The sequence below is a fragment of the Pseudonocardia sp. Ae717_Ps2 genome (assembly GCF_001932475.1).
Classification (GTDB): Bacteria; Actinomycetota; Actinomycetes; order Mycobacteriales; family Pseudonocardiaceae; genus Pseudonocardia.
In genome coordinates this window covers 46,760-71,118 of the sequence record NZ_MCIS01000001.1, presented here as the reverse complement: position 1 = coordinate 71,118, position 24,359 = coordinate 46,760, and the positions used below count along the sequence as shown (strand labels likewise).

Below are 24,359 nucleotides of genomic sequence, written 5' to 3'. Positions count from 1 at the left end.
CGGCCCTCACGCGTTCGGGAGGATCGAGACCTTCACCGACGCACCGGAGGTGTCGCCGACCAGGTCGAGGGCCTTCTGGAACTCCGCGAGCGGCACCTGGTGGGTGCAGATGTCGGCGATCGGGAGCTTGCCGTCCTCCAGCATCTTGATCGCGGCGGGCCAGCAGTGCGGGCCGAGGTGGGCGCCGCGGACGTCGAGCTCCTTGTCGTCGGAGATGATCGACCAGTCCACGGTGACCTCGGAGCCGAACACCGAGTACTCGACGTAGGTGCCGAGCTTGCGCAGCAGGTTCAGCCCCTGCGCGACGGCCGGGACGGCGCCCGAGCCCTCCAGGTAGACGTCGGCGCCGTAGCCGTCGGTGAGCTCCTTGACCCGGGCGACCGCGTCCTCGCGGGAGATATTGATCGTGAGATCGGCACCGGTACGGCGACCGAGCTCCAGCTTCTCGTCGTCGAGGTCGAGGGCGATCAGCAGGCGCGGGTTCTTCGCGCGGGCGCCGGCGATCAGGCCGAGGCCGATCGGACCGCACCCGGCGACGACCACCACGTCGTCGAAGGAGATCGTGGCGCGCTCGACGGCGTGCAGCGCGCAGGACAGCGGCTCGGCGAACGCGGCGTGCTGGGGCTCCAGGTCCGGCGAGACCCGGTGCACCCTGGCGCGGGTCGGGACCAGCATGTACTGGGCCATGGCGCCGTCGAAGTTGCGGAAGCCGAACATGTCGTGCGGGCCGCACATCCAGTACTGGCCGCGCAGGCAGTAGCGGCACTGCTCGCAGGGGACGATCTGCTCGCAGGCGACGCGGTCGCCGACGGACACGCCGTGCAGGGCGAGGCCCTCGTCGTCGCCGGCGACGATCCGGCCGACGAACTCGTGGCCCGGGGTCACGCCGGTCTGGGCCCAGGCGGGGCGGTTCTCGTCGCCCCAGAACTTCGCGGCGCCGTGGTAGCACTTCAGGTCGCTCGCGCACACGCCGACGGCCTCGACCTGCATGAGCAGCTCACCGGCCCCGGGCTTCGGGACGTCCACCTCCTCGAGGCGGTAGTCCTCGGGGCCGTGCACGACGACCGCCTGCATCCGGGTGGGGATGTTCTCTGCCACGGCGAAACCTCCGTTGGTGCCATGCGGGCTACTGCATGCGTCTGGCCGTGAGCATGCGTTCTCTCGTGAACATCCGTCAACACATCGGTTCCGACTTGAACAAACGTGCAGTAGGGTTCGATCGGAGCGACCCACGGAGGGGGACGGTGATGGCGCCGCACGACTTCTCCCGGCGCGACCTGGGGCTGATGCACCGGGCCGCACGGCTCTACTACGTCGAGGAGCTCAACCAGGCCGCGATCGCCGACCGGCTCACGGTGTCGCGCCCGACCGTGTCCCGGCTGCTCGCCGAGGCCCGCCGGGTCGGGATCGTGCAGATCACCGTGCACGATCCGGAGACGCTGCGGACCGGCGGCGACGACGCGGCCCGGCTCGCCGCCGCGCTCGGGCTGGACCGGGTGTGGCTGGCCCCGCGGACCGCGACCGACCTCGGCGCGTCGCTCGCCGAGCCGGTCGGCGACGCGCTGCGCGAGGCCGGACTGCGCGCGGGCGAGGTCCTGCTCGTCTCCTCGGGGCGCACCGTGTGGGAGCTCAGCCACACCGCGCTGCCCGCGCTGGCCGGTTGCGAGATCGTGCCGACCGTCGGCGGGGTCGCCGAGCCCGAGGCGTGGCACCAGACCAACGAGATCGTCCGGTCGGTCGCCGAACGCGGACACGGGCGCCCGCACTTCCTGTTCACCCAGGCCATGCCGTCGCCGGCGATGAGCCGCACGCTCGCCGAGGACCCGGAGTTCCGGCGGGTCACCGGGTTCTGGACGCGCGCCCAGGCCGCCCTGGTCGGCGTCGGTGCCCCGCCCGCGGGCCGCGCGTCGATCTCGACCTCGGTCCCGCTCGACGACGAGGGCCTGCAGGACGGGGTCGGCGACGTCTGCCTGAACTTCTACCGCGCCGACGGACGCCCGATCGCCTTCCCGGGCAGCGACCGGATGGTGCGGATCTCCCCGGACCAGCTGCGCCGGGTGCCGCGGACGATCGCCGTCGCCGTCGGGGAGGAGAAGGTGCCGAGCATCGTCGGCGGGGCCAGGGCGGGCCTGTTCAACCGCTTGGTCACCGACGCCCCGACGGCCCGCGCCCTGCTCGACGCCCTGCCCCCGGCCTGACCGGCACCTCGGCGCCGCCACCACGGCGGCCGGCGGCCTCCCCGGTGCCCCGCGCGTGGGTCGCCACGTCCGTCGCGGGGTCAGGCGGTGGGTGAGGTCCAGGGGGTACCGGTGATCCGGTGGTAGACCTCGGCGTAGCGGTCGTGGACGACCTTCACGACGTCGTCGGGGACCTCGGGGCCGGGAGCGGTGCGGTCCCAGTCCAGACCGGCGGACCAGTCGCGGACGTACTGCTTGTCGAAGGAGAACTGCACGCGACCGGGCTCGTAGGAGTCGGCGGGCCAGAACCGCGACGAGTCCGGGGTGAGCACCTCGTCGCCCAGCACGATCTCGCCGGAGGCGTCCCGGCCGAACTCCAGCTTGGTGTCGGCGACGAGGATCCCGCCCTGCGCGGCGGACTCGGCGCCGCGGCGGTAGACCTCCAGGGTCAGGTCCCGCAGCCGGGCCGCGGTGTCGGCGCCGAGCAGGGCCACGACGTCGTCGAAGGTCATGAACTCGTCGTGCTCGCCGACCGGCGCCTTGGTGGTCGGGGTGAAGATCGGCTCGGGCAGCTTCGAGCCCTCGACCAGGCCGGCGGGCAGCGTGACGCCGGAGACGGCCCCGGTGCGCTGGTACTCCTTGAGCCCGAGGCCGGTGAGGTAGCCGCGGGCGATGCACTCGACCGGCAGCATCTCCAGCGGACGGCAGCGGACGGCGCGCCCGGCGAACTCGGCGGGGATGTCGTCGGTGCCGATGACGTGGTTGGGCACGAGGTCGCCGGTGCGCTCGAACCAGTACAACGACAGCGCGGTGAGGATCGCGCCCTTGTCCGGGACCGGCGTCGGGAGCACCACGTCGTAGATCGACAGCCGGTCCGAGGCGACGAGCAGCAGCTGGGCCGGGTCGCGCGACTCGTCGAGGTAGAGCTCGCGGACCTTGCCGGAGTGGACGAGCCTCACAGGATCCCTCCGGGGGTGTAGGCGGCGGCCTCGGGGTGCTTCGCGGTGATCGCGGCGATCTTCTCCGTGACGGTGGTGACCTGCGCGGACGCGGCACCGGTGAAGCGCAGCGGGTCCTCCAGCAGCCGGTCCAGCGTGCCGACGGGCAGGCCGAGCCGGTCGTCGCCGGCGAGGCGCTGGAGCAGGTCGTTGTCGGCCTGGCCCTGCTCGCGCATCGCCAGCGCGACGGCGACCGCGTGCTCCTTGATGACCTCGTGCGCGGTCTCCCGGCCGACCCCGGCCCGCACGGCCGCCATGAGCACCGCCGTGGTGGTGAGGAACGGCAGGTAGCGGTCGAGCTCACGGGCGATCACGGCCGGGTAGGCGCCGAACTCGTCGAGCACGGTCAGGGTGGTCTCGTAGAGGCCGTCGAGGGCGAAGAACGCGTCCGGCAGCGCGACGCGGCGCACCACCGAGCAGGAGACGTCGCCCTCGTTCCACTGGGACCCGGCGAGGTCGGCGGTCATGACCGACAGGCCGCGCAGGATCACCATGAGGCCGTTGATGCGCTCGGCGGAACGGGCGTTCATCTTGTGCGGCATGGCGCTCGAGCCGACCTGGCCGGGGGCGAAGCCCTCGGTGGCGAGCTCGGCGCCCGCCATCAGCCGGATCGTCGTGGCCAGCGACGACGGCGCCGCCGCCAGCTGCACCAGCGCGGTGACGACGTCGTGGTCGAGCGAGCGCGGGTAGACCTGCCCGACGCTCGTGAACGCCTCGGCGAACCCGAGGTGCGTGGCGACGCGCCGCTCCAGCTCGTCGAGCTTGGCCGCGTCGCCGTCGAGGAGGTCGAGCATGTCCTGGCTGGTGCCCATCGGGCCCTTGATCCCGCGCAGCGGGTAGCGCGAGCGCAGGTCCTCCAGCCGGGCGTGCGCGACGAGCAGCTCGTCGGCCGCAGAGGCGAACCGCTTGCCCAGGGTGGTGGTCTGCGCGGCGACGTTGTGGCTGCGCCCGGCCATGACCAGCTCGGCGTACTCCGACGCGCGACGCCCGAGCCGCGCCAGGACCGCGACGGTCCGGTCGGCGACGAGCTCCAGCGACAGCCGGATCTGCAGCTGCTCGACGTTCTCGGTGAGGTCGCGGCTGGTCATGCCCTTGTGCACGTGCTCGTGGCCGGCGAGGGCGTTGAACTCCTCGATGCGGGCCTTCACGTCGTGCCGGGTGACGCGCTCACGGGCGGCGATCGAATCCAGGTCGACCTGCTCGACGACGGCCTCGTAGTCGTCGATCACCGACGCCGGCACCTCGATGCCCAGGTCGCGCTGGGCGCGCAGCACCGCGATCCACAGCCGTCGCTCCAGCTGGATCTTGTACTCCGGAGACCAGAGGCGGACCAGCTCGGGGCTCGCGTAGCGCGCGGCCAGCACGTTGGGAATCACGTGGCGCGATGGTAATGGCTGCTCACGGCCCCGCCACGGCCGGGAGCACAGGCTCACACCCGGGGGCTCACGTCCGGGGCAGCGCGTCCAACGCCTCGCGCAGCGCGACCCGGCCGACCGCACGCGGGTCGGGGTCGGCCTCGATCAGCGCGGTGAGGACGACACCGTCGACGAGCGCGGTCAGCCTGCGGACCTCCCCCGGCCCCGGGCGACGGCCGGTCGCGCGGGTGAGGGCCTCGTCGAGCAGGGCGTCGAACTCGACGCGCTGGGCCCGCAGCAGCCCGGCCAGGAACGGGCGCCTGCCGGAACCGATCAGCCGCTCGAACCGGCACAGGACGGCGTCGAGGCCGTCGGTGCGCGAGCGCGGCCCGAGGAGCAGGTCGAGCACGATCTCGGCCGGGTCGTCGCGCCGGGCGAGGCAGTCGTGGGCGTCCGCGAGCTCGGTGCGGGCCAGCCGGTCGAGCGCGGCGGACACCAGGTCCTCCAGCGAGGAGAAGTAGTACGTGGTGGCGGCCAGCGGCACCCCGGCGCGCTCGGCGACGGCGCGGTGGCGGATCGCGTCGAACCCGCTCTCGGCCAGCAGGTCCGCTGCCGCCGCCACCAGCAGGGCGCGGCGCCGTTCACCCTTCTCGGTCTGTTTCGGGGCCGCCATCGCCACATAGTGCCAAGACCGGCCCCATCCGGACGAGTGAGATACCGGACTCGACGCCCAGGTGGGACAGGGGACCGTGACCGTTTCGTGACCCTGCCGTTCTCACCGTGACCGGTATGGAACACACTGTGGGTGTGCGCCCGTCACCCAGAAGCCGCTGGTCGTCGCGTGGTGGCACGCGCGGCGCGGCGGCCGCCCCGGCCCCCGGCGAGCCCGTCGACCTGCGGTCGGACACCGTCACGCTGCCGACCGAGGCGATGCGCCGGGCGATGGCCGAGGCCGAGGTCGGCGACGACGTGCTCGACGGCGACCCCACCATGCGCGAGCTGGAGGAACGGGTCGCCGGCCTGCTCGGCGCCGCCGACGCGCTGTGGACCCCCACCGGGTCGATGGCCAACCTGATCGCGCTGATGAGCAGGCTCGGCCGGGGCGAGGCGTTCCTCGCCCCGCAGGGCGCCCACGTGCTCGACTTCGAGCTGGGCACGGCCGCCTGGCTGGCCGGCGGGATGCCGCGGCCGCTGCCGCACGACGCGGGCCCCGGCAAGGTCACCGCCGCGGCGGTGCGCCGGGCCGCCGTCGACGACGGCTCCTACGCCGCGCTGCGCCCGGTGCTGCTGTGCCTGGAGAACACGCACAACTCCGCGGGCGGCACCGTGATCGCTCCGGAGGAGCACGCCGCCGTCGCCGCGGCGGCACGGGCCGCCCGGCTGTCGGTGCACCTCGACGGCGCCCGGTTGTGGAACGCCGCGGTCGCGCTCGGGGTCCCGCCGGGCGCGCTGACCGTCGGCGCCGACACGGTCGCGGTGTGCCTGTCCAAGGGGCTGGGCGCGCCGGTCGGGTCGGTCGTCGCGGGGTCGACGGAGTTCGTCGAGCACGCCCGGCGGCTGCGCAAGATGCTCGGCGGCGGCGTCCGGCAGGGTGGGGTGCTGGCCGCGGCCGGACTCGTCGCGCTGGAGGAGATCGACCGGCTCGCCGAGGACCACGACCTCGCGACGCGGCTCGCCGCCGGGCTGCGCGAGCGCGGCTGGCGGGTCCGCGAGCCGCAGACCAACATCGTGCTGGTGGACGTGGCCGACGTGCGCGGCACGATCGCCACGTTCGCCGAGGCCGGGGTCCGCGCAGGTGCCATCGCGGGCAAGCTGCGGCTGATGACCCACCGCGACGTCGGCGACAAGCACATCAAGGCGGCACTGGACCGGATCGGTGAGGTCGGCCCGGCCAGCACCGGCTCCCCCGGCGGCCCCGGGATGCTGCCCCGCACCGCCCTCGGCAGCTGAGGCCACCGCCCCGCTGCACCGTCCGGTCCGGTCGGGCCCGTCCCACGGCATCGGCGACGGAGCGCGTCGGACGCCCGCCGTCGCCGCCGTCACAGTGTCGCGCGGAGTCAACTCACTGTCGTCCGAAGTCAAGTCGCCCCGCACGATCGGGTCCACACTGGGCGACGGCCGGACGCCGGAGCAGGCGTCGGCCTAGGCTTCCGCCGCCGTCGCGCCCGTGCGTACGCACCGCTGCGCGCCGGTGGCCCCGACCCCCGACCGGTGCCGGTGAGCTGCGCGGACCCGCGATCGCCGGGGGTCGCGCGGCCCGTGGCGCCCAGGACAGCAGGACCGTCATGACCAGCTCCGCCCCCTCGTCCGCCCCCTCCTCCGCATCCGATCCGGAGGCGGCCCTCGTCGCCGAGGGCGTCGCCGTCGACGGCGCCCACGGGGTGCTGCTCGCGCCGACCTCGCTGCGCGCCGTCCCCGGCTCGGTCCTGCTGGTCGCGGGCACCCCCGGGTCCGGGCACACCGCGCTCGCGCTGGCGCTCGCCGGGCGGATGCGGCCCGACCAGGGCACCGTCACCCTCGACGGCGACGACGACCCCCGCCGGCTGCGCCGGGCCGTCGCCGTCGTCGATACGCCCGGGGTCAGCGAGCCGGAGCCGGTGCTGCCGCTGCGGACCGTCGTCGGCGAGGAGCTGGCGATGGCCGGGCGCGGCACCACCCCGCGGGCGGTGACCGAGTGGCTGGGTGCGCGGGGCGCCGAGAGCTGGGTGCGCTCGCGGTTCGAGGACGTGCCCGCACCCGTGCGGATCGGGCTGATGACCGCACTCGCCGCGTCCCGGCCCGGGGTGCGGGTGCTCGTCCTCACCGCGCCGGACCGGCACGGCGGCACCCCGGTGACCTGGTGGCAGGTGGCCTCCGAGCACGCCCGTGCCGGGTTCACCGTGGTCGTGACCTGCACCGAGGGGTCGGCGGCGCTGCTGGGGGTGCCGGCGGTCCGGCTCGGCGGCGGCGACGCCGGCGCGTTCCCGGAGCCGCCCGGGCGGCACAGCAGGCCCGAGGACCCGACGGGGCCGCTGACCGTCGTCGCGCCGCAGGGGGCCGACGACCTGCCGCAGGGCTGGACCCGGTGGCTGCTGCGCCGCCCGTCCGGGGCCGCGCCGGCCCCCGAACCGGGCACAGCCACCGGCACCGGCACCGAGGACGCCGGCACGGCGATCCTGCCCGGCGCGGAGCCCGCCCCGGAGCCACCCGACGCCACCGAACCCCCCGGGTCCACGGCCGACAGCGGGACCAGCGGGAACGAGACCAGCGGGAACGACACCACGGAGAGGACCTCATGAGCGCGGTCAGGATGGCGATCAGCGAGCTGAGGCGGATCACCGCCGGGCGGCTGCCGGTCCTGGCCGTGCTCGCCCTGCTGCTGATCCCGATGCTCTACGCGGGCTTCTACCTCTACGCCAACGGCGACCCCTACTCCCGCCTGGACCAGGTGCCCGCCGCGCTGGTCGTCGAGGACACGGGTGGCACCGACGCCGACGGGAAGGCGCAGAACGTCGGCCAGGACGTCGCGACGGAGCTGACCGAGTCCGGCTCGTTCGACTTCCACCGGGTCTCCGCCGCCGAGGCCGACCGCGGTGTGCGCGACAACATCTACACCTTCGCCCTGACGATCCCGCACGACTTCACCGCGGCCCTGCAGTCCTCCAGTGAGTTCACACCGCGCCAGGGGATCCTCGTGCTCACCACGAACGACGCCAACAACTACCTGGCCCGCACGATCGCCGACACCCTCACCACCCGGGTCCGCGACTCGGTCGCCAAGGAGGTCGGGACGCAGGCCGCGGACCGGTTCCTCACCGGCTTCTCCACCATCCACACCAAGACCCAGGAGGCCGCGGACGGCGCCGGGAAGCTCGCCGACGGCGCGGCGACCGCCCACGACGGGGCGGGCCAGCTGGCCTCCGGGGCGGGCGAGCTCGCGTCCGGGCAGCGCCGGCTCCTCGACGGCGCGACGCAGCTCTCCGGCGGCGCCGACCGGCTCGCGACCGGGGCGGGGACCCTCGCCTCCGGTGCCGGGACCGCGGCGACCGGGGCGGACCGGCTGTCCTCGGGCGCGGGTGAGCTCGCGACCGGGCTCGGCACCCTCCGCAGCGCCACCGCGGACCTGCCCGCGCAGTCGCGCAGGCTCGCCGACGGCGCCCGCCAGGTCGCCGACGGCAACGCGCAGCTGGCCGCGGCCGGGGACCGGGTCGCGCAGGAGAGCGCCCGCCTCGCCGACCAGCTCGACGCCGCGGACGGCACCATCGCCGCGTCGCTGCGCGAACGCGGTTTCACCGACGAGCAGGTCCAGCAGGCCCTCGCCGCGCTGGCGACGGCCAAGCAGCCGCTCGTCGACGGCAACGCCCGCGTCCAGCAGGTGTCCGGGCAGCTCGACCGGCTCGGGTCCGGCGCCGGGCAGGTCGCCGACGGCGCCGAGCAGCTGGCCGCGTCCGCGCCGCAGCTCAGCCAGGGCATCGCGAGCGCCGCCGACGGGGCCGGGTCCCTGCGCGACGGCGCGAGCGAGCTGTCCGGCGGCGTGCGGAAGCTCGCCGACGGCGCCACACAACTGTCCACCGGCGCCACCGCGCTTCGGACCGGGGCGGACCAGCTCGTCGCCGGGGAGCGCACCGCCGTCGACGGCACCGACCGGCTCGCCGACGGGGCGCGCCGGCTCGACGCCGGCACCGGCGAGCTCGCCGACGGGGCGACGCAGCTGCACGACGGCCTGGCCTCGGGGCTGGGGGACATCCCGAACCCGGCGCCGGGGGTCCGGGAGGCCACCGCCGCGAACATCGGCGACCCGGTCGCCACCCGCGACGTCGCCTACTCCCAGGCCGACACCTACGGCGCCGGACTGGCCCCGTTCTTCATGGCGCTGGCCACCTGGATCGGCGGCTACGTGCTGTTCCTGCTGGTCCAGCCCCTGTCCCGACGGGCGATCGCGGCCGGGCAGAGCCCGCTGCGGATCGCGCTGGGCGGCTGGATCCCGGCCGGCCTGCTGGGGATCGTGCAGGTCACCGGCATGTACGCGGTGGTGTCGCTGCTGCTGGGGATCACACCGGTGCACCCGGTCGCGACGCTGGCCCTGCTGTGGCTGACCTCGATGACGTTCACCGCGATCGTGCACGCCCTCAACGCGCTGCTCGGCGCGGTCGGGCAGTTCCTCGGGCTGGTCCTGATGGTGCTGCAGCTCGTCTCGGCGGGCGGCACGTTCCCGTGGCAGACCATCCCCGCGCCGCTGTACCCGGTGCACCACGTGATGCCGATGGGCTACGCCGTCGACGCACTGCGGCACCTCATGTACGGCGGCGAGCTGGCCGGTGTCGTGGGCACGGCGGTGCCGGTGCTGCTGGCCTGGTTCGTCGGCGCGCTCGCACTGGCGACGTTCGCGGCGTACCGCAAGCGGGTGTGGACGGCGACGGCGGTGAAGCCCGAGCTGGTGCTCTGAGAACCGTTCAGACCCAGGCCCGCAGCCGCTCCAGCGCCTCGGTGATGGCCTCCGGCGTCCCGGCGCCGGAGAAGCGGACGTAGCCACCGCCGTCGACCGGGTCGAAGTCCTGCCCCGGTGCGACGGCGATGCCGGTCTCGTCGAGCAGCCGGTAGGTCAGGCCCATCGAGTCCTCGCCGTCGCGCAGCAGGTGCGCGATGTCGGCGTAGACGTAGAACGCGCCGTCGGCGGGGGCGAGCCGGGTGATCCCGAGTGCGCGCAGTCCGTCGAGGAGGAGGTCACGGTTGCGGCCGTAGCGCACGACGTGGGCGTCGGCCTCGGCGTAGCTCGCCTCGTCGAACGCGGCGAGCGCGGCGTGCTGGGGCAGCGCCGGAGGGCAGACGGTGAAGTTGCCGGCGAGGCCCTCGACGGTGCGCCGCAGCCGCGGTGGGCAGACCAGCCAGCCGAGCCGCCAGCCGGTCATCGAGAAGTACTTCGAGAACGAGTTGACCAGCACGGCCTCGCGGGAGGTCTCCCAGGCGCAGCTCGTCGCGGGGCTGCCCGGGAAGGTGATGCCGTGGTAGATCTCGTCGCTGACGAGCTGGATGCCGCGGTCCTCGCAGTAGGACGCGAGCGCGGCGAGCTCGGTGGGGTCGAGGACGGTGCCGGTGGGGTTCGCCGGGCTGGCCACGATCAGGCCCTTCACCGGCTCGTCGAGCGCCTCGAGCATCTCGACCGTGGGCTGGAACCGGGTGGCCGGACCGCACGGCAGCTCGACGACCTCGCAGCCCAGCGCGGCGAGGATGTTGCGGTAGCAGGGGTAGCCGGGACGGGCCATGGCCACGCGGTCGCCCGCGTCGAACGCGGCGAGGAAGGCCAGCAGGAACCCGCCGGAGGACCCCGTGGTGAGGACGACGTCACCCGGGTCGACGTCCAGGTCCCGGGTCCGCCGGTAGTGCCCGGCGACGGCCTCGCGCAGCTCGGCGATGCCAGGGGCGACGGTGTAGCCGAGCACCTGGGACCCCAGGGCGGCGACGGCGGCCGCGCGGACCGGTTCCGGCGCCGGGGTCGAGGGCTGCCCGGCCGAGAGATTGATCAGGTCGCCGTGGGTGCGGGCCCGCTCGGCGGCGGCGGCCCAGACGTCCATGACATGGAACGGGGCGACGGCGGCGCGGGCGGCGACGGTCAGGCGGGTCACGCCGCCGAGCCTAGGCGGCGGCCCCCTGGGGACCGGACCGCGCGCCCGGGCGGGAGCCCCTCCCGGGCGCGCGGTCAGTCACGAACCGGGGCGGGCACGGGGCCCGCCCGGTGTCACTCGGCCTCGAAGCCCAGGGCGTCGACGACCGCGCCGACCTGCGCGTCGGTGGCGGCGACGGTCTCGTCGAGGTACTCGGCGACCGGGGTCAGCTCGGCCGCCTGCGCGGTACCGGTGAACGCCAGGGCGGCGAGCGGCGCGGCGACGACGCCACCCACGAGGGCGAGGGCGCGACGACGACGGGCCTGCTGGGGAGCGTGGGCCATGATGATCCTCCTGAGGTTCAGGGGCACCGGCTGTGCCCCTGTGCCACAGGACGATTCCCCGCCGCACCGGTGGAGATCAAACCCTGGTGTCCGTTTTAACCGGCTCTTCATGATCATCGAACAACCGGCCTTCGAACGCCCAGGTGGGCCCATTCGGACTAATCTCGCTAGGCCATACGGGCGTTACGCGGCGGTAACATCAACCCTGCGCAACCGGAACGCTGACCTCGCCCCGCTCGGCCTTGAGACCGATGTCGGTGCGGTGGTGCGAGCCCGCGAGGCGGACCGGCGCCAGCCGCGCGTAGGCCTCGGCCCGGGCAGCGGCGAGGTCGGAGCCGGTGCCCACGACCGACAGCACGCGCCCGCCGGAGGAGACGACCGCGCCGTCGTCGCGGCGACGGGTGCCGGCGTGCAGCACGCCGTCGCCCTCGGCGCCGGTGATGACGTCACCGAGCCGCGGGGTGGCCGGGTACCCCTCCGCGGCGACGACGACGGTCACCGCAGCCCCCTCGGCCCACTCGATCGCGGGCTGCTCGGCGAGGGTGCCGGTCGCGGTGGCGAACAGCAGCTGCGACAGCGGGGTGCGCAGCAGCGCCAGCACGGCCTGGGTCTCCGGGTCCCCGAAGCGGCAGTTGAACTCGATGACCGCGGGGCCCTCCGAGGTCAGCGCGAGACCGGCGTAGAGCAGCCCGGTGAACGGGGTCCCGCGGCGCACCATCTCCTCGGCGACCGGCGCGACGACCCGGGCGACGAGCTCCTCGGCGAGGTCCTCGCCCGCCCAGGGCAGCGGGCAGTAGGCGCCCATGCCGCCGGTGTTGGGGCCGGAGTCGTCGTCGCCGACGCGCTTGAAGTCCTGCGCGGGCAGCAGCGGCACGACGGTGGCACCGTCGACGAGGCAGAACAGCGACGCCTCGGGCCCGTCGAGGAACGACTCCAGCAGCGCCGGGTGGCCGGCGTCGAGCAGCCCGAGGGCGTGCGCGCGGGCCACCTCGATGTCGTCGGACACGACGACGCCCTTGCCCGCGGCCAATCCGTCGTCCTTGACGACGTAGGGCGGGGTGAACACCGACAGCGCGGTGTCGAGGTGCGCCGGGTTGTCGACGACGACCGACGAGGCCGTCGGCACCCCCGCCGCGCTCATCACGGCCTTCGCGAACGCCTTGGACCCCTCGATCCGGGCCGCCTCGGCGCTCGGGCCGAAGCAGGGGATCCCGGCCTCCCGGACCGCGTCGGCCGCGCCGTTGACCAGCGGACCCTCCGGCCCGATGACCACGAGGTCGGCCTTCCAGGTCCGCGCCAGCTCGACGACGGCACCGTTGTCGGTGACGTCGAGTCCGAGCTGCTCGGACACCGCGGCCGTTCCCGCGTTGCCGGGGGCGACGGCGAGCGCCGTCACCTCCGGGTCCTGCGCCAGAGCCACGGCGATGGCGTGCTCACGCGCACCGCTTCCCACGATCAGGATCCGCACGGTGGCCGAGCGTATCCGTGCACGTCGGACGACGGGGAACCGGTCTCGGATCAACCGTCGCAGCGCTGCAGGTGGGCACCGATCAGGGCGGTGACGTGTGTGGGGTGCTCCTGCTGCGGGAAGTGCCCGGTGGCCGGGAGCGTGTGGTGGGTCAGCCCGGCACCGGCGAACCGCTCGTCGCCGCGCATGGTGGTGTCGAGCACGCACGTGTCGTCGGCCCCGTGCACCTGCAGCACCGGCACCCCCACCGGCCGGGAGACCTCACGGGCGAACCGGTGGCCGTCGGGGCGCAGCTGGGAGCGCATCGACCAGCGGTAGTACTCGAGGCTGCAGTGGGCCACGGTGGAGATCCGCATCGCCTCGGCGTTGCGGGCGACGACGTCGGCGAAGTCGGTGGTCGCGGCCCACTCCGGCCCCGCCCAGGCCCGCATGATCCGGCCGACCCGGGCGCCGCCGTCGGCGCGCAGCGAGCGCTCCGGCAGCCGCGGCAGCTGGAACCCCGCCATGTAGCGGCTGGCCGCCCCCTGCCCGAGGGGATCGCGCAGCAGCGCGTCCCGCATCACGATCGGGTGCGGCGCCCCGAGCCCGGTGAGCGAGACGACCAGGCGCGGGTGCAGCGTGGCGACCGTCCAGCCGATCGTGGCACCCCAGTCGTGCCCGACGACGTGGGCGCGCGACTCCCCGAGCGCCCGGATCAGCCCGGCGCAGTCCCCGGCGAGGGTCCACAGGTCGTAGCCGCGGGGTGGCTTGTCGGTGTCGCCGTAGCCGCGGAGGTCGGGCGCGACGGCCCGGTAGCCGGCGTCGCCGAGGGCGAGGAGCTGGTGGCGCCAGGTCCACCAGAATTCCGGGAAGCCGTGCAGCAGCACGACGAGCGGGCCGGTCGGTGGGCCGTACTCCGCGAGGTGCATGCGGATGCCGTTGGCCGACACCGCACGGTGCGTCCACGGACCGGGGATCCGGACGACCGAGGGGTCGGGCGGGGTGCCGGCCGTCGCGGACACGCCGGATCAGCCCGCGGCTGCGTGCCGCCCGGAGGTGCCGTCGGCGATCTCGCGGACGTTGTCGCGGTCACCGCGCTGGCCGCGCTGGGCGAGCACCTGCGCGGAGTCCTTGAGCGAGTCGATGGTGCGCTCCGGCTTGCGGATCTTGCGGACCCGCAGGTAGCCGAGGAAGCCGAACAGGCCGGCGACGAGCAGCATGAACAGGAACGTGATCCCGAAGCCCGCGGCGCGGTTGAGCCAGATCGAGAGGAACTCGGCGAGGGTGAAGAACAGGTAGAACAGGCTGAACAGCCCGATCACCGCGGCGATCACGAAGAAGACGCTGCCCTGCACGCCCTTCTTCACCTCGGCCGTGACCTCGGCCTTGGCGAGCTCCACCTCCGACCGGACCAAGGTCGAGAGATGGGTGGTGACGTCCTTCGCGAGGGCGCCGAGGGACGCGTCGCGCGGCCCCGGCTCGTTCGTGAGCGGGATCGAGGGCAGGACCGGCGGAACCTCCGCGTTGCCCGACTGGCTGTTGCTGGCCACCGTCTTCCCTCCTGCTGGTGCACTCGCCTGCCCGGGGCGCTGGGGTCCCCCGGACGGCCGTCGTTCGGTGAGCCGCCATCGTGCCACGGGGTCAGCCGGGCTGCTCGGCTGCGCCACGCCGGGGACGGGGCCTCACTCGTCCGGGCGGCCGCGCAGCTTCTTGATCTGTCCGCGCCGGTTCTTGGCGTCGAGCCTGCGGCGCTGCGACCCGCGCGTCGGGCGGGTGGGGCGACGGGTGCGCGGGCCAGCCGCGGTCGCCTCGCCGAGCAGGGTCGCGAGCCGCCCACGGGCGGCCTCGCGGTTGCGGAGCTGGCTGCGGTGCTCGGACGCGACGACGGTCAGCACGCCGTCGACGAGCCGGTTCGCCAGCCGCGACAGGGCCCGGTCGCGCAGGTCCTCGGGGACGCTCGGCGAGCCCGCGAGGTCGAAGGACAGTTCCACCCGGGAGTCGGTGGTGTTGACGCCCTGCCCCCCGGGCCCCGAGGCGCGGGAGAACCGCCAGCTCAGCTCGCGAGCGGGCACGACGAAGCCGCGCCGCACCTCGATCGGGTCGTCCACCACCCCAGTGTCGCCCATCGGGCCCGGGCCCCGCGGCACGCGCGGGGCCCGGGGACGCGGTCAGTCCTCCTTGGACTCGCTCATGCCGGACGAGATCAGGTCCATCACCGACGAGTCGGCGAGGGTCGAGACGTCGCCGACGTCCCGGTTCTCGGCAACGTCGCGCAGCAGGCGGCGCATGATCTTGCCGGAGCGGGTCTTCGGCAGCTCCTCCACGACCAGGATCTGGCGCGGCTTGGCGATCGGACCGATCTCCTTGGAGACGTGGTCGCGGAGCGCCTTGATGGCCTGCTCGCCCTTCGCCTCGTCCTTCGACGCGCTCCCGCGCAGGATCACGAACGCGACGATCCCCTGGCCGGTGGTCTCGTCGGAGGCGCCCACGACCGCGGCCTCGGCGACGGTCGGGTGGCTGACCAGCGCCGACTCCACCTCGGTGGTCGAGATGCGGTGCCCGGAGATGTTCATGACGTCGTCGACGCGGCCGAGCAGCCAGATGGCACCGTCGTCGTCGTACTTGGCGCCGTCGCCGGCGAAGTAGTAGCCCTGCTCGGCGAAGCGGGACCAGTAGGTCTCCTTGTAGCGCTCGGTGTCGCCCCAGATGCCGCGCAGCATCGACGGCCACGGCTTGTCGAGGACCAGGTAGCCGCCCTCGCCGTTGCCCACGGGGGTGCCGGTGTCGTCGACGACGGTGGCCGAGATGCCCGGCAGCGCGCGCATGGCCGAGCCCGGCTTGGTCGCGGTGACGCCCGGCAGCGGGGCGATCATCTGCGAGCCGGTCTCGGTCTGCCACCAGGTGTCGACGATCGGGCAGCGCTCCTTGCCGATCTTCTCCCGGAACCACATCCAGGCCTCGGGGTTGATCGGCTCGCCGACCGTGCCGAGCACCCTGAGCGAGGACAGGTCGTACTTCGCGGGGATGTCCTCGCCCCACTTCATGAACGTGCGGATCAGCGTCGGGGCGGTGTAGTAGATCGAGACCTTGTACTTGTCGACGATCTCCCAGTGCCGGCCCTCGTGCGGGGTGTTCGGCGTGCCCTCGTAGATCACCTGCGTGGCACCGTTCGCGAGCGGCCCGTAGACGATGTAGGTGTGCCCGGTGACCCAGCCGATGTCGGCGGTGCACCAGTAGACGCTCTCGCCCGGCTTGTGGTCGAACACCACGTTGTGGGTGTACGCGGACTGCGTGAGGTAGCCACCGGAGGTGTGCAGGATGCCCTTCGGCTTCCCGGTGGTGCCCGAGGTGTAGAGGATGAACAGCGGGTGCTCGGAGTCGAAGGACTCCGGGGTGTGCTGGTCGGACGCACCGTCGACGACGTCGTGCCACCACACGTCGCGGCCGTCGGTCCACGGCACGTCGGTCTCGGTCCGCTTGACGACGAGGACCTTCTCGATCGAGGTGCCCGCGACGGCCTCGTCGGTGTTCTCCTTCATCGGGGCCGGCTTGCCACGGCGGTACTGACCGTCGCTGGTGATCAGCACCTTGGCCTCGGCGTCCTCGATGCGCGCCTTGAGCGCGCCCGGGGAGAACCCGCCGAACACGACGCTGTGCAGCGCGCCCAGGCGGGCGCAGGCCAGCATCGAGAACACGGCCTCGGGGATCATCGGCAGCTGGATGGCGACGCGGTCGCCCTTGCCGACGCCCAGCTCGGTCAGCGCGTTCGCGGTCTTGGAGACCTCGCGCTGCAGGTCGGCGTAGGTGATCGTGCGGGAGTCGCCGGGCTCGCCCTCCCAGTGGATGGCGACGCGGTCGCCGTTGCCGGCCTCGACGTGCCGGTCGGCGCAGTTGTAGGCGACGTTCAGCTCGCCGCCGACGAACCACTTCGCGAACGGGGGCTGCCAGTCCAGGACGGTGTCCCACTTCTTCGTCCAGTGCAGACGGTCGGCCTGCTCGGCCCAGAACCCCTCGCGGTCGTCATCGGCACGGTCGTACCAGTCGGCGGTGGCGTTCGCCTGCGACGCGAACTCCTCCGACGGCGGGAACGACCTGCTCTCGCTGGAGAGCGCGCTGAGCGCGGAACTCTTCTCGGACTCGGCCATGTCCTGGTGTCCTCCTCGACGCGGCGGGTCACTTCGGGCCGACGTGGCGGCCTCGGGCGCACTCGGTGTGCGCGCACGTGTGCGGTCCGACGCTAGTGAACCGTCCTCGCCCGTGCACCGTCTGTCGGGACAGGTACCAGCCGGACACCAACGCCGCACCTGACCGTCCGCGCGGGTGGGGGGCCGTTCCCGGGCGCGGCAGGGTGTTCGCGGGCCCTCCGACGGCGGGCGGGCGGATGTCCGGCGGTCGACGGATCACCACGACCGGTCGCCGAGCGGTCCACACCGCAGGGGTACTTACCCGGCGGTAGCCCACCGGTTGGGACGATGACGTCCATGGCCCGCCCCGCAGCAGCCGATCCGCTCGCCCCGCTCGCCGCACTCCCCGGCGTCGCCGAGGCGGTCGCCCGCGCCCGCGACGCGGCCACCGAGGTGCACAACCAGCCGGTCAACCGGCGCGGCTGGCCCGCGACGGCCGCCGAGGCCGCCCTGCGCGCCGCCCGCTCCTCCGCCGCGGTCGACGGGGCCCCGCTGCGGCCGGTCACCGCCGACCACGTCTCCGACCCGGTCCTCGCAGGAGCCGTCCGGATCGCCGACGAGCGCTCCAAGCTCCTCGACACCTGGCGCCGGGCCCCGCTGCAGGGGCTCGCCCGGCTGCACGTGCTGGCCGCGGGGGACCTCGTGCCCGCCGAGGAGCACGAGCAGGTGCTGGGCAGGCCGCGCCCGGCGACGTCGGCGCGACTCACGGCACTGGCCGACCTGATCGGCGGGGGCACCTCGGTGCCGGCTCCGGTGCTGGTCGCCGTCGTGCACGGCGAGCTGCTGACCCTGGCGCCGTTCGGCACCGCCGACGGGGTCGTGGCCCGGGCGGCGGCCCGGCTGACCGCGATGTCGACCGGGCTGGACCCGCGCGGTCTGTCGGTGCCCGAGGTGGGGTTCCTGCGCCGCACCGCGGAGTACCGGGAGGCCGCGGCGGCGTTCGCCTCCGGGACGCCCGACGGGCTGGCCCGCTGGATCGTCCACACCTGCGCGGAGTGGGAGGCGGGCGGCCGGGAGGGCCTGTCGATCGCCGCCGCGCAGTCCGGCTGAGCGCATGAAGGAGCCGGGTGGTGCCCCGAGGGGCGCCACCCGGCCCGACGTGGGAACCGGCGTCCTGGCGTGCACTACGTGCCGTGTTGCGCGGCCTCGGCGCCCGGCGTCCCGGTTCGCAGGCCCACGACGACATGCCTCCCGCGGCGTGCTCGGCGTGGACGTGGTCCGGTCCCCACGTACGGAGCCCGGTCAGGGGAGACGCCTCTTCTCCTCCGAGACGCCCCTGGCCCGGCCGGGGTCCGTGGCTCCTTCGTAGACCCGGAACATGATGTGGGCAACCCCCTCACCGATGTGCACCGGTTCAGCAGCACAGGGTGACCGGCGACGACCGCCGGGTGGGTGCACGACGACGCACGGACGGCGGTCGCGGTCGGGGTTGTGGGCACGGCCCTGCTCCGCGACCTGCACACCTGACTGGGTTCGCACTCCCGCACCTCCCGCACCGCGGCACTCCGCCCAGGACCGCCCGCGTCGGCGTGACCGGCCGCGTTACACGGCGTCGGAGTTGTTGCGCGGCGTCGGCCACGCCGGGCCGCTCCGGTCGCACCGTCCGCCCGCCACGCCTGCCCGTCCGCCCACACCTGCCGGTCGACCCGGTCGCCAGCCCGCCCGGTGCGCCGTGGGGCCGTGCGACGCCGTCGATGAGTACATGAGCGTTGGTGGCCGCTGTCTGGGCAGCACTCATGCACTGATCGACAGTGGGTCGGCGCTGGGCGGCGCTGCGCGGTCCGGCTCTGCATCGCGGTTGGGCGCGACATGGTCCTGCGTCGCACGGCGCGGCACGGTCCTGTGTGGCTCAGCCCGGCGCGGCACGGTCCCGCACGGTGTCCCCAGGCCGGCCGTCGCCTCAGCGGCCGCCGCGGGCGGACCGGGTGACGGCTGCACCCGCCAGCAGCGCCGCGAGCACCCCGCCGACCGCGGCGGCGCCGAGCAGCGCCGGGTCCCGCCACGGCCCCGCCGCACCGACCCCGCCGGCGTCCGGACCCTCCGCGTCGGTGGCCGGACCGGCGGGAGCACCGACCCGGGCCCCGGCCGCGAACCGGTCCGACAGCCGGTCGCGCAACCGGAACAACCGGTCCCGCCGGGACGCCGCGCGGACGAACGCGAGCACCGGCCACCCCCGCTCCCGGGCGATCGCCCGCAGCTCGCGGTCGGGGTTCACGACGGACGGCTGGCCGACCGCCTCCAGCAGCGGCAGGTCGGTGATCGAGTCGGTGTAGGCGGCGCAGTGCGCGAGGTCGAACCCCAGCTCCTCGGCGATCTCCTGGGCCGCGACGGCCTTGCCCTCGCCGTAGCAGTAGAACTCGATCTCCCCGGCGTAGCGGTCGTCCACGACGTGCATCCGCGTCGCCCGGAACCGTTCGATCCCGACCAGCTCGGCGATCGGCTCGACGACCTCGAGCCCCGACGCCGACAGCAGCACGATCTCCGCCCCCTGCCCGCGGTGGTGCTCGATCAGCCGGAGCGCCTCCGGGTAGACGAGCGGACCGATGATCTCCTGCAGCGTCTCGGCGACGATCGTGCGGACCCGCGCCACCTCCCAGCCCTCGCAGATCAGCACCATCCGACGGCGCAGGGTGTCCATCGTGGACGCGTCCGCCCCGGCGAGCACGAGCAGCAGCTGGGCCCACGCCCCGCGCAGGACGGTCGCGCGGTCGATCAGACCGGCACGGGCGAACGGCCGCGCGAACGCCAGCGCACTCGACCCGGCGATGATCGTGTTGTCGAGGTCGAGGAACACCGCCTGGGGGACGGTGGCACCGGCGGTCCGGTCCGGTGCGGCGGGGGCTCTGGAGGTCTCGGGCACGACGTCCAGCGTGCCCGAAACGCGGAGCGCACGTCCCCGGCCCTCCACTCCGTCCACATCCCCGGCCGGCGACCCCACGGTGGGCCCCACCGTCCCTGCACCGCTCCGCCCGGCTGCGAGCAGACCGATGCCCAGCAGCGGAGAGTGATCGGCCGCATGCGACCGGTCGCCCGGACGCGCCCACCGGTCAGTGGCGCACTTCACGCCGTCGGGAGCCGGGAGTGACGTCGTCACCGGTACCGGTCGGCGCAGGCCACGGCCGGAGTATGGGCGCGACCGGCATGTTCCGGCTACAGTTGACCGAGCTCGGACCTGGTCCGAGCGGGTTCAGCTCGACCCCCCGGGGCTGAACCGCCCGACGGCCCCCGCCAATCCCCCCTGGCGGGGGTCGTCCTACGTCCGGGCCGGGACGGACACGGTCGTGTCCCCCGCCGCCGCCTCCGCGCCCTTCCTCGTGGCTCCGTGCCGCTCCTGCGTCGCCCGCCCGCGCGAGGGCCCGCCCCTCTGCTCCATCCTCCCGCGCGGGACCGACGGAACCGGGGAGTTGTCCACAGGCCGAGCCGTTTCCACGAAGTTGTCCACAGGCCCACGATCGAGGCCGGCGGAGCCCTCCCGAGGCCGCACGCTCGATACCGGGGCTCGCACCGGCGGGCCGGTGTGGAGGACGACGCGATGGACCGGCGCTGCCTGATCGTGGCCGACGATCCCGAGCTGCTCGACGCGCTGCTACGGCTCGCGGCAGCAGCCGACATGGATGCCCAACGCGCGGTCGACGCGGCCGACGCCCGCCGGGCCTGGGCCCGTGCACCGGTCGTCCTGCTCGACCGGTCCGGGGCCCGGCGCTGCGGCGAGGCCGGTTTCCCGCGCCGCGACGGCGTCGTGATCACCGTCCCCGGCGAGCCCGCCGCGGAGGACTGGCGGCTCGCCGTCGCCGTCGGCGCGGACAGGGTCGTGCAGCTCCCCCAGGGCGAGGCGGGCCTGGCCGGGATCCTCGCCGACGCCCGGGAACGCGCAGCGGGCGACGGTCGGGCGGGCCGGGTGCTGGCCGTGGTCGGCGGCTGCGGCGGGGCGGGTGCCTCGGTGCTCGCGACCGCGGTCGCGCTGACCTCCGCGCGAGCCGAGGAGTCCGCGCTGCTGGTCGACTGCGACCCGCTCGGCGGCGGCCTCGACCTGATGGTCGGGCTGGAGCAGGAGGCCGGGCTGCGCTGGCCGGAGCTGTCGGTCGGCGACGGCCGGGTGCGCGCCGCGTCGCTGCACGCCGCGCTCCCACGGGCCGGGTCCGGGCGCACCGCGTTGTCGGTGCTGTCCTGCGCGCGCTCCCCGCACGGACCCGAACCGGCCGCGGTCACCGCGGTCCTCGACGCCGGGCGCCGCGCAGGCGGCACCGTCGTGTGCGACCTGCCTCGCTACCCCACCGACGCCGCGCTCACCGCTCTCGGCAGAGCCGACCTGACCGTCCTGGTGGTGCCCGCCGGGCTGCGGTCCTGTGCCGCGGCCGCCCGGGTCGCCGACGTGCTCGCCGAGCATGCCCGGGCCGTGGAGCTCGTCGTGCGCGGGCCCTCCCCCGGCGGGATCACGCCCGACGAGGTCGTCACCTCTCTCGGGCTGCCGCTGCTCACGACCATGCGTCCCGAGCGGGACCTCGCCGGCGCTCTCGAACGGGGCCGCACGCCCGGCTCCGGGCGGGGCCCGCTGACCACCGCGGCCCGGGCCGTGCACGAGCGCCTCTCCGGTACGGCCGGCATCCGGCGGGCGGCCTCGTGAACCCGCTGGTCGACCGGGTGCGGGCCCGGCTGGCCGACGCGGGCGGCGAGACCGGGCCGGCCGCCGTCGCCGCTGCGGTGCGGGCCGAGTCCGGTGGGGTCGCGTCCGATCTGGACGTCCTCGCCGCGCTCCGCACCCTGCGCCAGGAGTTCACCGGAGCGGGCCCGCTCGACGCGCTGCTGCGCGACCCGATGACCACCGACGTGCTGGTCACCGCGCCCGACGCCGTCTGGGTCGACCGCGGCGACGGACTGCGCCGCACCGGCATCACCTTCACCGACGAGGCCGCGGTCCGGCGACTCGCCCAGCGCCTGGCGCTCGCCGCGGGCCGCCGCCTCGACGACGCGAGCCCCTGCGTCGACGGCAGGCTCCCCGACGCCGGGGTCCGGCTGCACGCCGTCCTCCCACCGGTGGCGGCGGCCGGGACCGCGATCTCGCTGCGGGTGCTGCGTCCCGCCGGGCACGACCTGGCCGCGCTCCGGCGGACCGGCACCCTCGACGCGACCGGCGAGGCACTGCTGCGCGCGATCGTCGGCGCCCGGCTGGCCGTGCTCGTGGCCGGCGGGACGGGTAGCGGCAAGACCACGCTGCTCAATGCGCTGCTGGGCGCGGTCGACCCGGGCGAGCGCCTGATCACCGTCGAGGACGCCGAGGAGCTCTCCCCACGCCACCCGCACGTCGTGCGGCTGGTCGCCCGGCCGCCGAACATCGAGGGCTCGGGCGGGGTTCCGCTGCGCGAACTGGTGCGTCAGGCGTTGCGGATGCGGCCGGACCGGCTGGTCGTAGGCGAGGTCCGCGGCGCCGAGGTGTGCGACCTGCTGGCGGCGATGAACACCGGTCACGACGGCGGCGGCTGCACCGTGCACGCGAACTCGGTCCGCGAGATCCCGGCCCGGATACGCGCACTGGCCGGGCTCGGCGGGATGTCCCCCGCCGCGCTCGACGGTCAGCTGACGGCCGCCGTCCAGGTCGTGCTGCACATGCGACGCCGCCCCGGCGCCGGCCGGACGCTCGACGAGATCGGTGTGCTGGGCCGCTCCGACGACGGCACCCCACACGTCACCGCCGCCTGGAGCCGCGGCTCCGGGGTCGGGCCGGGCCGCGACGAGCTCGCGACGCTGTTGCGCGAGCGCGGGGTCGGTGTGCCGTGCTGAGCGCACTTCCCGGGACGCCGCAGGGCGTGACGGTTCCCGTCCTGCTCGCGCTGGCGGTGCTGACACTGCCCGCGGCGCCGGGGCGGTCCCGGTGGCGGGCCCTGACCGGCACCGGAACCGCCCTCCCGACGGCCCGGCTGCTCGCTCCGCCGTTGCCGCTGCTCGCCGCCCCGCTGGGGTGGCTGCTCCTGGGCCCCGCCGGCGCGGTGTGCGCAGCGGGGGTGGCGTGGGGAGTGCGGCGCCGGATCGCCACACGTCGGGCCGCGGACCGGGCCGGGTCGACGGCTGCGGAACTCGCCGACGCACTCGCCCGGATCACCGACGAGCTGCGCACCGGCGCGCACCCCGCGGCCGCGCTGGCCGGGCACGTGCACGACGGGCCGCTCGCCCGCGCGCTGCTCGAGCCGGCCGCGGTCGCCGCGCGGATCGGTGAGCCGGTCCCCGAGGCCCTGCGTCGGACGGCGCGGGGCCCCGCCCGGCGCGACGTCGAGCGGGTCGCCTCGGCCTGGGAGCTCGCCGACACCCACGGTGCCCCGCTCGCCGACCTGCTCACCGGCCTGCTCGACGACATCCGCTGGCGGATCGCGCACGGAGCCCGGGTGCGAGCCCAGCTCGCCGGGCCTCGGGCGACGGCGTCGGTGCTGACCGCGTTGCCGTTGGCCGGAATCGGTCTCGGGCAGTTGATGGGCATCGCGCCGCTGACCGTGCTGCGCACCGGGCTGCACGGGCCCGCTCTGCTGCTGACCGGGGTCGGCCTCACGGTCGCGGGGGCGGCGTGGGCCGACCGGATCCTGCGTGCGGCGGTGCCGACGTGACCGCGGCCGCGCTCGGGCTCGCCGCGCTCGCCCTGGTCGTCGGCGGCGGGCGTCCCGGACCGGGGCGGCTGCGCGGGCTGCGTTCCGTCACCGGAGCGACGACGGCCGCGGCGCCGACCCGCACCGCGGTCCTCGCGGTGCTCGTTCCCTCCGGGGCCGCGCTCGGCGGAGCCCTCGGCGGGATGGGCGGCGCGGTCGTCGGCGCCGCGCTGGGCGGCGGGTTGCTGTGGCTCGCCCGGCGGGCAGCCCGCGGGCCGGCCGCGTCGGTGGACTCCGCGGATCTGGCCGCCGCCTGGGACCTCCTGGCGACCTGCCTCGCCGCCGGTCTCGCCGTGGCGGACGCCGTCGGAGCCGCGGCCCGGCGGCTCGACGGCCCGGCCGGTGAGGCGTTGCGCAGGGTCGCGGGCCTGCTGGCGCTGGGCGCCGACCCCGACGACGCCTGGGCCGCCGCCGGCCCGGTCCCCGAACTCGCCGGGTTCGCCCGCGCGGCGGGCCGGTCGGCCCGCACCGGTGCCGCCCTCGGACGCTCCGCCGCGGTCCGCATCACCGCCCCGCTGGGGCTCTGCTTCCTGCCCGCCTTCCTGGTCCTCGGCATCGTGCCGGTCGTGATCGGGCTGGCCGGGGAGGCGTTCGCACGGTGGTGACCACCGCCGCGCGGCGACCGGGTCCGCACTCCGCGG

At 75.0% G+C, this 24,359-nt stretch carries 21 protein-coding genes; 9 read left to right on the top strand and 12 right to left on the bottom strand.

All coding sequences use genetic code 11. The annotated features are described in order from the left end of the window. Positions 1–6: 6 nt before the first annotated feature. Positions 7–1,098 carry an alcohol dehydrogenase catalytic domain-containing protein gene (locus tag Ae717Ps2_RS00355; RefSeq protein ID WP_075332873.1) on the bottom strand — a complete coding sequence of 364 codons (1,092 nt, stop codon included), beginning with the start codon at positions 1,096–1,098 and terminating at the stop codon, positions 7–9. A gap of 149 nt (positions 1,099–1,247) precedes the next feature. Between Ae717Ps2_RS00355 and Ae717Ps2_RS00350 the strand changes: the two genes are divergently transcribed. Next, complete coding sequence (locus Ae717Ps2_RS00350; RefSeq protein WP_075332872.1) at positions 1,248–2,198, top strand: sugar-binding transcriptional regulator; 951 nt, start codon at positions 1,248–1,250, stop codon at positions 2,196–2,198. A gap of 80 nt (positions 2,199–2,278) precedes the next feature. On the opposite strand, the gene Ae717Ps2_RS00345 is transcribed toward Ae717Ps2_RS00350, so the two are convergent. The 3 genes from Ae717Ps2_RS00345 to Ae717Ps2_RS00335 form a co-directional block, all read right to left on the bottom strand. Beyond that, complete coding sequence (locus Ae717Ps2_RS00345; protein WP_075308785.1) at positions 2,279–3,136, bottom strand: phosphoribosylaminoimidazolesuccinocarboxamide synthase; 858 nt, start codon at positions 3,134–3,136, stop codon at positions 2,279–2,281. Beyond that, positions 3,133–4,551 (bottom strand): adenylosuccinate lyase, encoded by a 1,419-nt coding sequence (gene purB / locus Ae717Ps2_RS00340; protein WP_198932113.1) that lies wholly within the window; start codon positions 4,549–4,551, stop codon positions 3,133–3,135. The genes Ae717Ps2_RS00345 and purB overlap by 4 nt, the downstream gene beginning before the upstream one ends. A 67-nt stretch (positions 4,552–4,618) precedes the next feature. Next, the gene (locus tag Ae717Ps2_RS00335; RefSeq protein ID WP_020623689.1) at positions 4,619–5,203 is read right to left on the bottom strand and encodes a TetR/AcrR family transcriptional regulator; all 585 of its coding nucleotides are present in this window, start codon (positions 5,201–5,203) and stop codon (positions 4,619–4,621) included. A 116-nt stretch (positions 5,204–5,319) separates the two neighbouring features. On the opposite strand from Ae717Ps2_RS00335, the gene Ae717Ps2_RS00330 reads away from it, so the two are divergent. The 3 genes from Ae717Ps2_RS00330 (at position 5,320) to Ae717Ps2_RS00320 (ending at position 9,955) form a co-directional block, all read left to right on the top strand. Next, the gene (locus Ae717Ps2_RS00330) at positions 5,320–6,480 is read left to right on the top strand and encodes a low specificity L-threonine aldolase (RefSeq protein WP_051050150.1); all 1,161 of its coding nucleotides are present in this window, start codon (positions 5,320–5,322) and stop codon (positions 6,478–6,480) included. Positions 6,481–6,815: 335 nt separating this feature from the next. Next, positions 6,816–7,808, top strand: coding sequence for an ATP-binding cassette domain-containing protein (locus tag Ae717Ps2_RS40015; protein WP_175581809.1), 993 nt, complete (start codon positions 6,816–6,818; stop codon positions 7,806–7,808). After that, complete coding sequence (locus Ae717Ps2_RS00320) at positions 7,805–9,955, top strand: YhgE/Pip domain-containing protein (RefSeq protein WP_075308787.1); 2,151 nt, start codon at positions 7,805–7,807, stop codon at positions 9,953–9,955. Before Ae717Ps2_RS40015 ends, Ae717Ps2_RS00320 begins: the two co-directional genes overlap by 4 nt. Before the next feature lie 7 nt (positions 9,956–9,962). On the opposite strand, the gene Ae717Ps2_RS00315 is transcribed toward Ae717Ps2_RS00320, so the two are convergent. From Ae717Ps2_RS00315 to acs, 7 genes are all read right to left on the bottom strand, one after another. After that, positions 9,963–11,081, bottom strand: coding sequence for a pyridoxal phosphate-dependent aminotransferase (locus tag Ae717Ps2_RS00315; RefSeq protein WP_198932252.1), 1,119 nt, complete (start codon positions 11,079–11,081; stop codon positions 9,963–9,965). Between the two features lie 164 nt (positions 11,082–11,245). Further along, complete coding sequence (locus Ae717Ps2_RS35855) at positions 11,246–11,455, bottom strand: hypothetical protein (RefSeq protein ID WP_075550151.1); 210 nt, start codon at positions 11,453–11,455, stop codon at positions 11,246–11,248. A 199-nt stretch (positions 11,456–11,654) separates the two neighbouring features. Continuing rightward, entirely contained in the window at positions 11,655–12,923 is a 1,269-nt protein-coding gene (gene purD, locus Ae717Ps2_RS00310) for a phosphoribosylamine--glycine ligase (RefSeq protein ID WP_020627151.1), read from the bottom strand. A gap of 50 nt (positions 12,924–12,973) precedes the next feature. Continuing rightward, positions 12,974–13,924, bottom strand: a complete 951-nt coding sequence (locus tag Ae717Ps2_RS00305) for an alpha/beta fold hydrolase (RefSeq protein ID WP_075308789.1) — start codon at positions 13,922–13,924, stop codon at positions 12,974–12,976. A 6-nt stretch (positions 13,925–13,930) separates the two neighbouring features. Then, a complete protein-coding gene (locus Ae717Ps2_RS00300; protein WP_020627149.1) occupies positions 13,931–14,452 on the bottom strand; it encodes a phage holin family protein in 522 nt (173 codons plus the stop codon). 132 nt (positions 14,453–14,584) lie between these two features. Further along, complete coding sequence (arfB, locus tag Ae717Ps2_RS00295; protein WP_086002413.1) at positions 14,585–15,028, bottom strand: alternative ribosome rescue aminoacyl-tRNA hydrolase ArfB; 444 nt, start codon at positions 15,026–15,028, stop codon at positions 14,585–14,587. A gap of 42 nt (positions 15,029–15,070) precedes the next feature. Then, the gene (gene acs / locus Ae717Ps2_RS00290; protein WP_075308791.1) at positions 15,071–17,047 is read right to left on the bottom strand and encodes an acetate--CoA ligase; all 1,977 of its coding nucleotides are present in this window, start codon (positions 17,045–17,047) and stop codon (positions 15,071–15,073) included. A gap of 336 nt (positions 17,048–17,383) precedes the next feature. Between acs and Ae717Ps2_RS00285 the strand changes: the two genes are divergently transcribed. Further along, positions 17,384–18,136: an oxidoreductase gene (locus tag Ae717Ps2_RS00285; protein ID WP_075308793.1), complete on the top strand. Its 753-nt coding sequence runs from the start codon at positions 17,384–17,386 to the stop codon at positions 18,134–18,136. Between the two features lie 850 nt (positions 18,137–18,986). On the opposite strand, the gene Ae717Ps2_RS00280 is transcribed toward Ae717Ps2_RS00285, so the two are convergent. Continuing rightward, positions 18,987–19,946 carry an HAD family phosphatase gene (locus tag Ae717Ps2_RS00280; RefSeq protein ID WP_233147395.1) on the bottom strand — a complete coding sequence of 320 codons (960 nt, stop codon included), beginning with the start codon at positions 19,944–19,946 and terminating at the stop codon, positions 18,987–18,989. A gap of 672 nt (positions 19,947–20,618) precedes the next feature. On the opposite strand from Ae717Ps2_RS00280, the gene ssd reads away from it, so the two are divergent. Genes ssd through Ae717Ps2_RS00255 form a run of 4 tightly spaced genes read left to right on the top strand, consistent with a single transcriptional unit; the run spans position 20,619 to position 24,323 of the window. Beyond that, the gene (gene ssd, locus Ae717Ps2_RS00270; RefSeq protein WP_075334127.1) at positions 20,619–21,710 is read left to right on the top strand and encodes a septum site-determining protein Ssd; all 1,092 of its coding nucleotides are present in this window, start codon (positions 20,619–20,621) and stop codon (positions 21,708–21,710) included. Beyond that, entirely contained in the window at positions 21,707–22,864 is a 1,158-nt protein-coding gene (locus Ae717Ps2_RS00265) for a TadA family conjugal transfer-associated ATPase (RefSeq protein WP_075332871.1), read from the top strand. Before ssd ends, Ae717Ps2_RS00265 begins: the two co-directional genes overlap by 4 nt. Positions 22,865–22,890: 26 nt before the next feature. Next, on the top strand, positions 22,891–23,679 hold the full coding sequence (locus tag Ae717Ps2_RS00260; protein ID WP_075308797.1) for a type II secretion system F family protein: 789 nt from the start codon (positions 22,891–22,893) through the stop codon (positions 23,677–23,679). After that, positions 23,676–24,323: a type II secretion system F family protein gene (locus tag Ae717Ps2_RS00255; RefSeq protein ID WP_075332870.1), complete on the top strand. Its 648-nt coding sequence runs from the start codon at positions 23,676–23,678 to the stop codon at positions 24,321–24,323. Before Ae717Ps2_RS00260 ends, Ae717Ps2_RS00255 begins: the two co-directional genes overlap by 4 nt. The last annotated feature ends 36 nt before the right edge of the window (positions 24,324–24,359 follow it).

What these genes read in the sequence shown, in the direction of transcription:
- Ae717Ps2_RS00320 (WP_075308787.1), top strand. Translation starts at nt 7,805, where the DNA reads ATGAGCGCGGTCAGGATGGCGATCAGCGAGCTGAGGCGGATCACCGCC.
- Ae717Ps2_RS00335 (WP_020623689.1), bottom strand. Translation starts at nt 5,203, where the DNA reads ATGGCGGCCCCGAAACAGACCGAGAAGGGTGAACGGCGCCGCGCCCTG.
- Ae717Ps2_RS00285 (WP_075308793.1), top strand. Translation starts at nt 17,384, where the DNA reads ATGGCCCGCCCCGCAGCAGCCGATCCGCTCGCCCCGCTCGCCGCACTC.
- ssd (WP_075334127.1), top strand. Translation starts at nt 20,619, where the DNA reads ATGGACCGGCGCTGCCTGATCGTGGCCGACGATCCCGAGCTGCTCGAC.
- arfB (WP_086002413.1), bottom strand. Translation starts at nt 15,028, where the DNA reads ATGGGCGACACTGGGGTGGTGGACGACCCGATCGAGGTGCGGCGCGGC.
- Ae717Ps2_RS40015 (WP_175581809.1), top strand. Translation starts at nt 6,816, where the DNA reads ATGACCAGCTCCGCCCCCTCGTCCGCCCCCTCCTCCGCATCCGATCCG.
- Ae717Ps2_RS35855 (WP_075550151.1), bottom strand. Translation starts at nt 11,455, where the DNA reads ATGGCCCACGCTCCCCAGCAGGCCCGTCGTCGTCGCGCCCTCGCCCTC.
- Ae717Ps2_RS00315 (WP_198932252.1), bottom strand. Translation starts at nt 11,081, where the DNA reads ATGGACGTCTGGGCCGCCGCCGCCGAGCGGGCCCGCACCCACGGCGAC.
- Ae717Ps2_RS00350 (WP_075332872.1), top strand. Translation starts at nt 1,248, where the DNA reads ATGGCGCCGCACGACTTCTCCCGGCGCGACCTGGGGCTGATGCACCGG.
- Ae717Ps2_RS00330 (WP_051050150.1), top strand. Translation starts at nt 5,320, where the DNA reads ATGGAACACACTGTGGGTGTGCGCCCGTCACCCAGAAGCCGCTGGTCG.
- acs (WP_075308791.1), bottom strand. Translation starts at nt 17,047, where the DNA reads ATGGCCGAGTCCGAGAAGAGTTCCGCGCTCAGCGCGCTCTCCAGCGAG.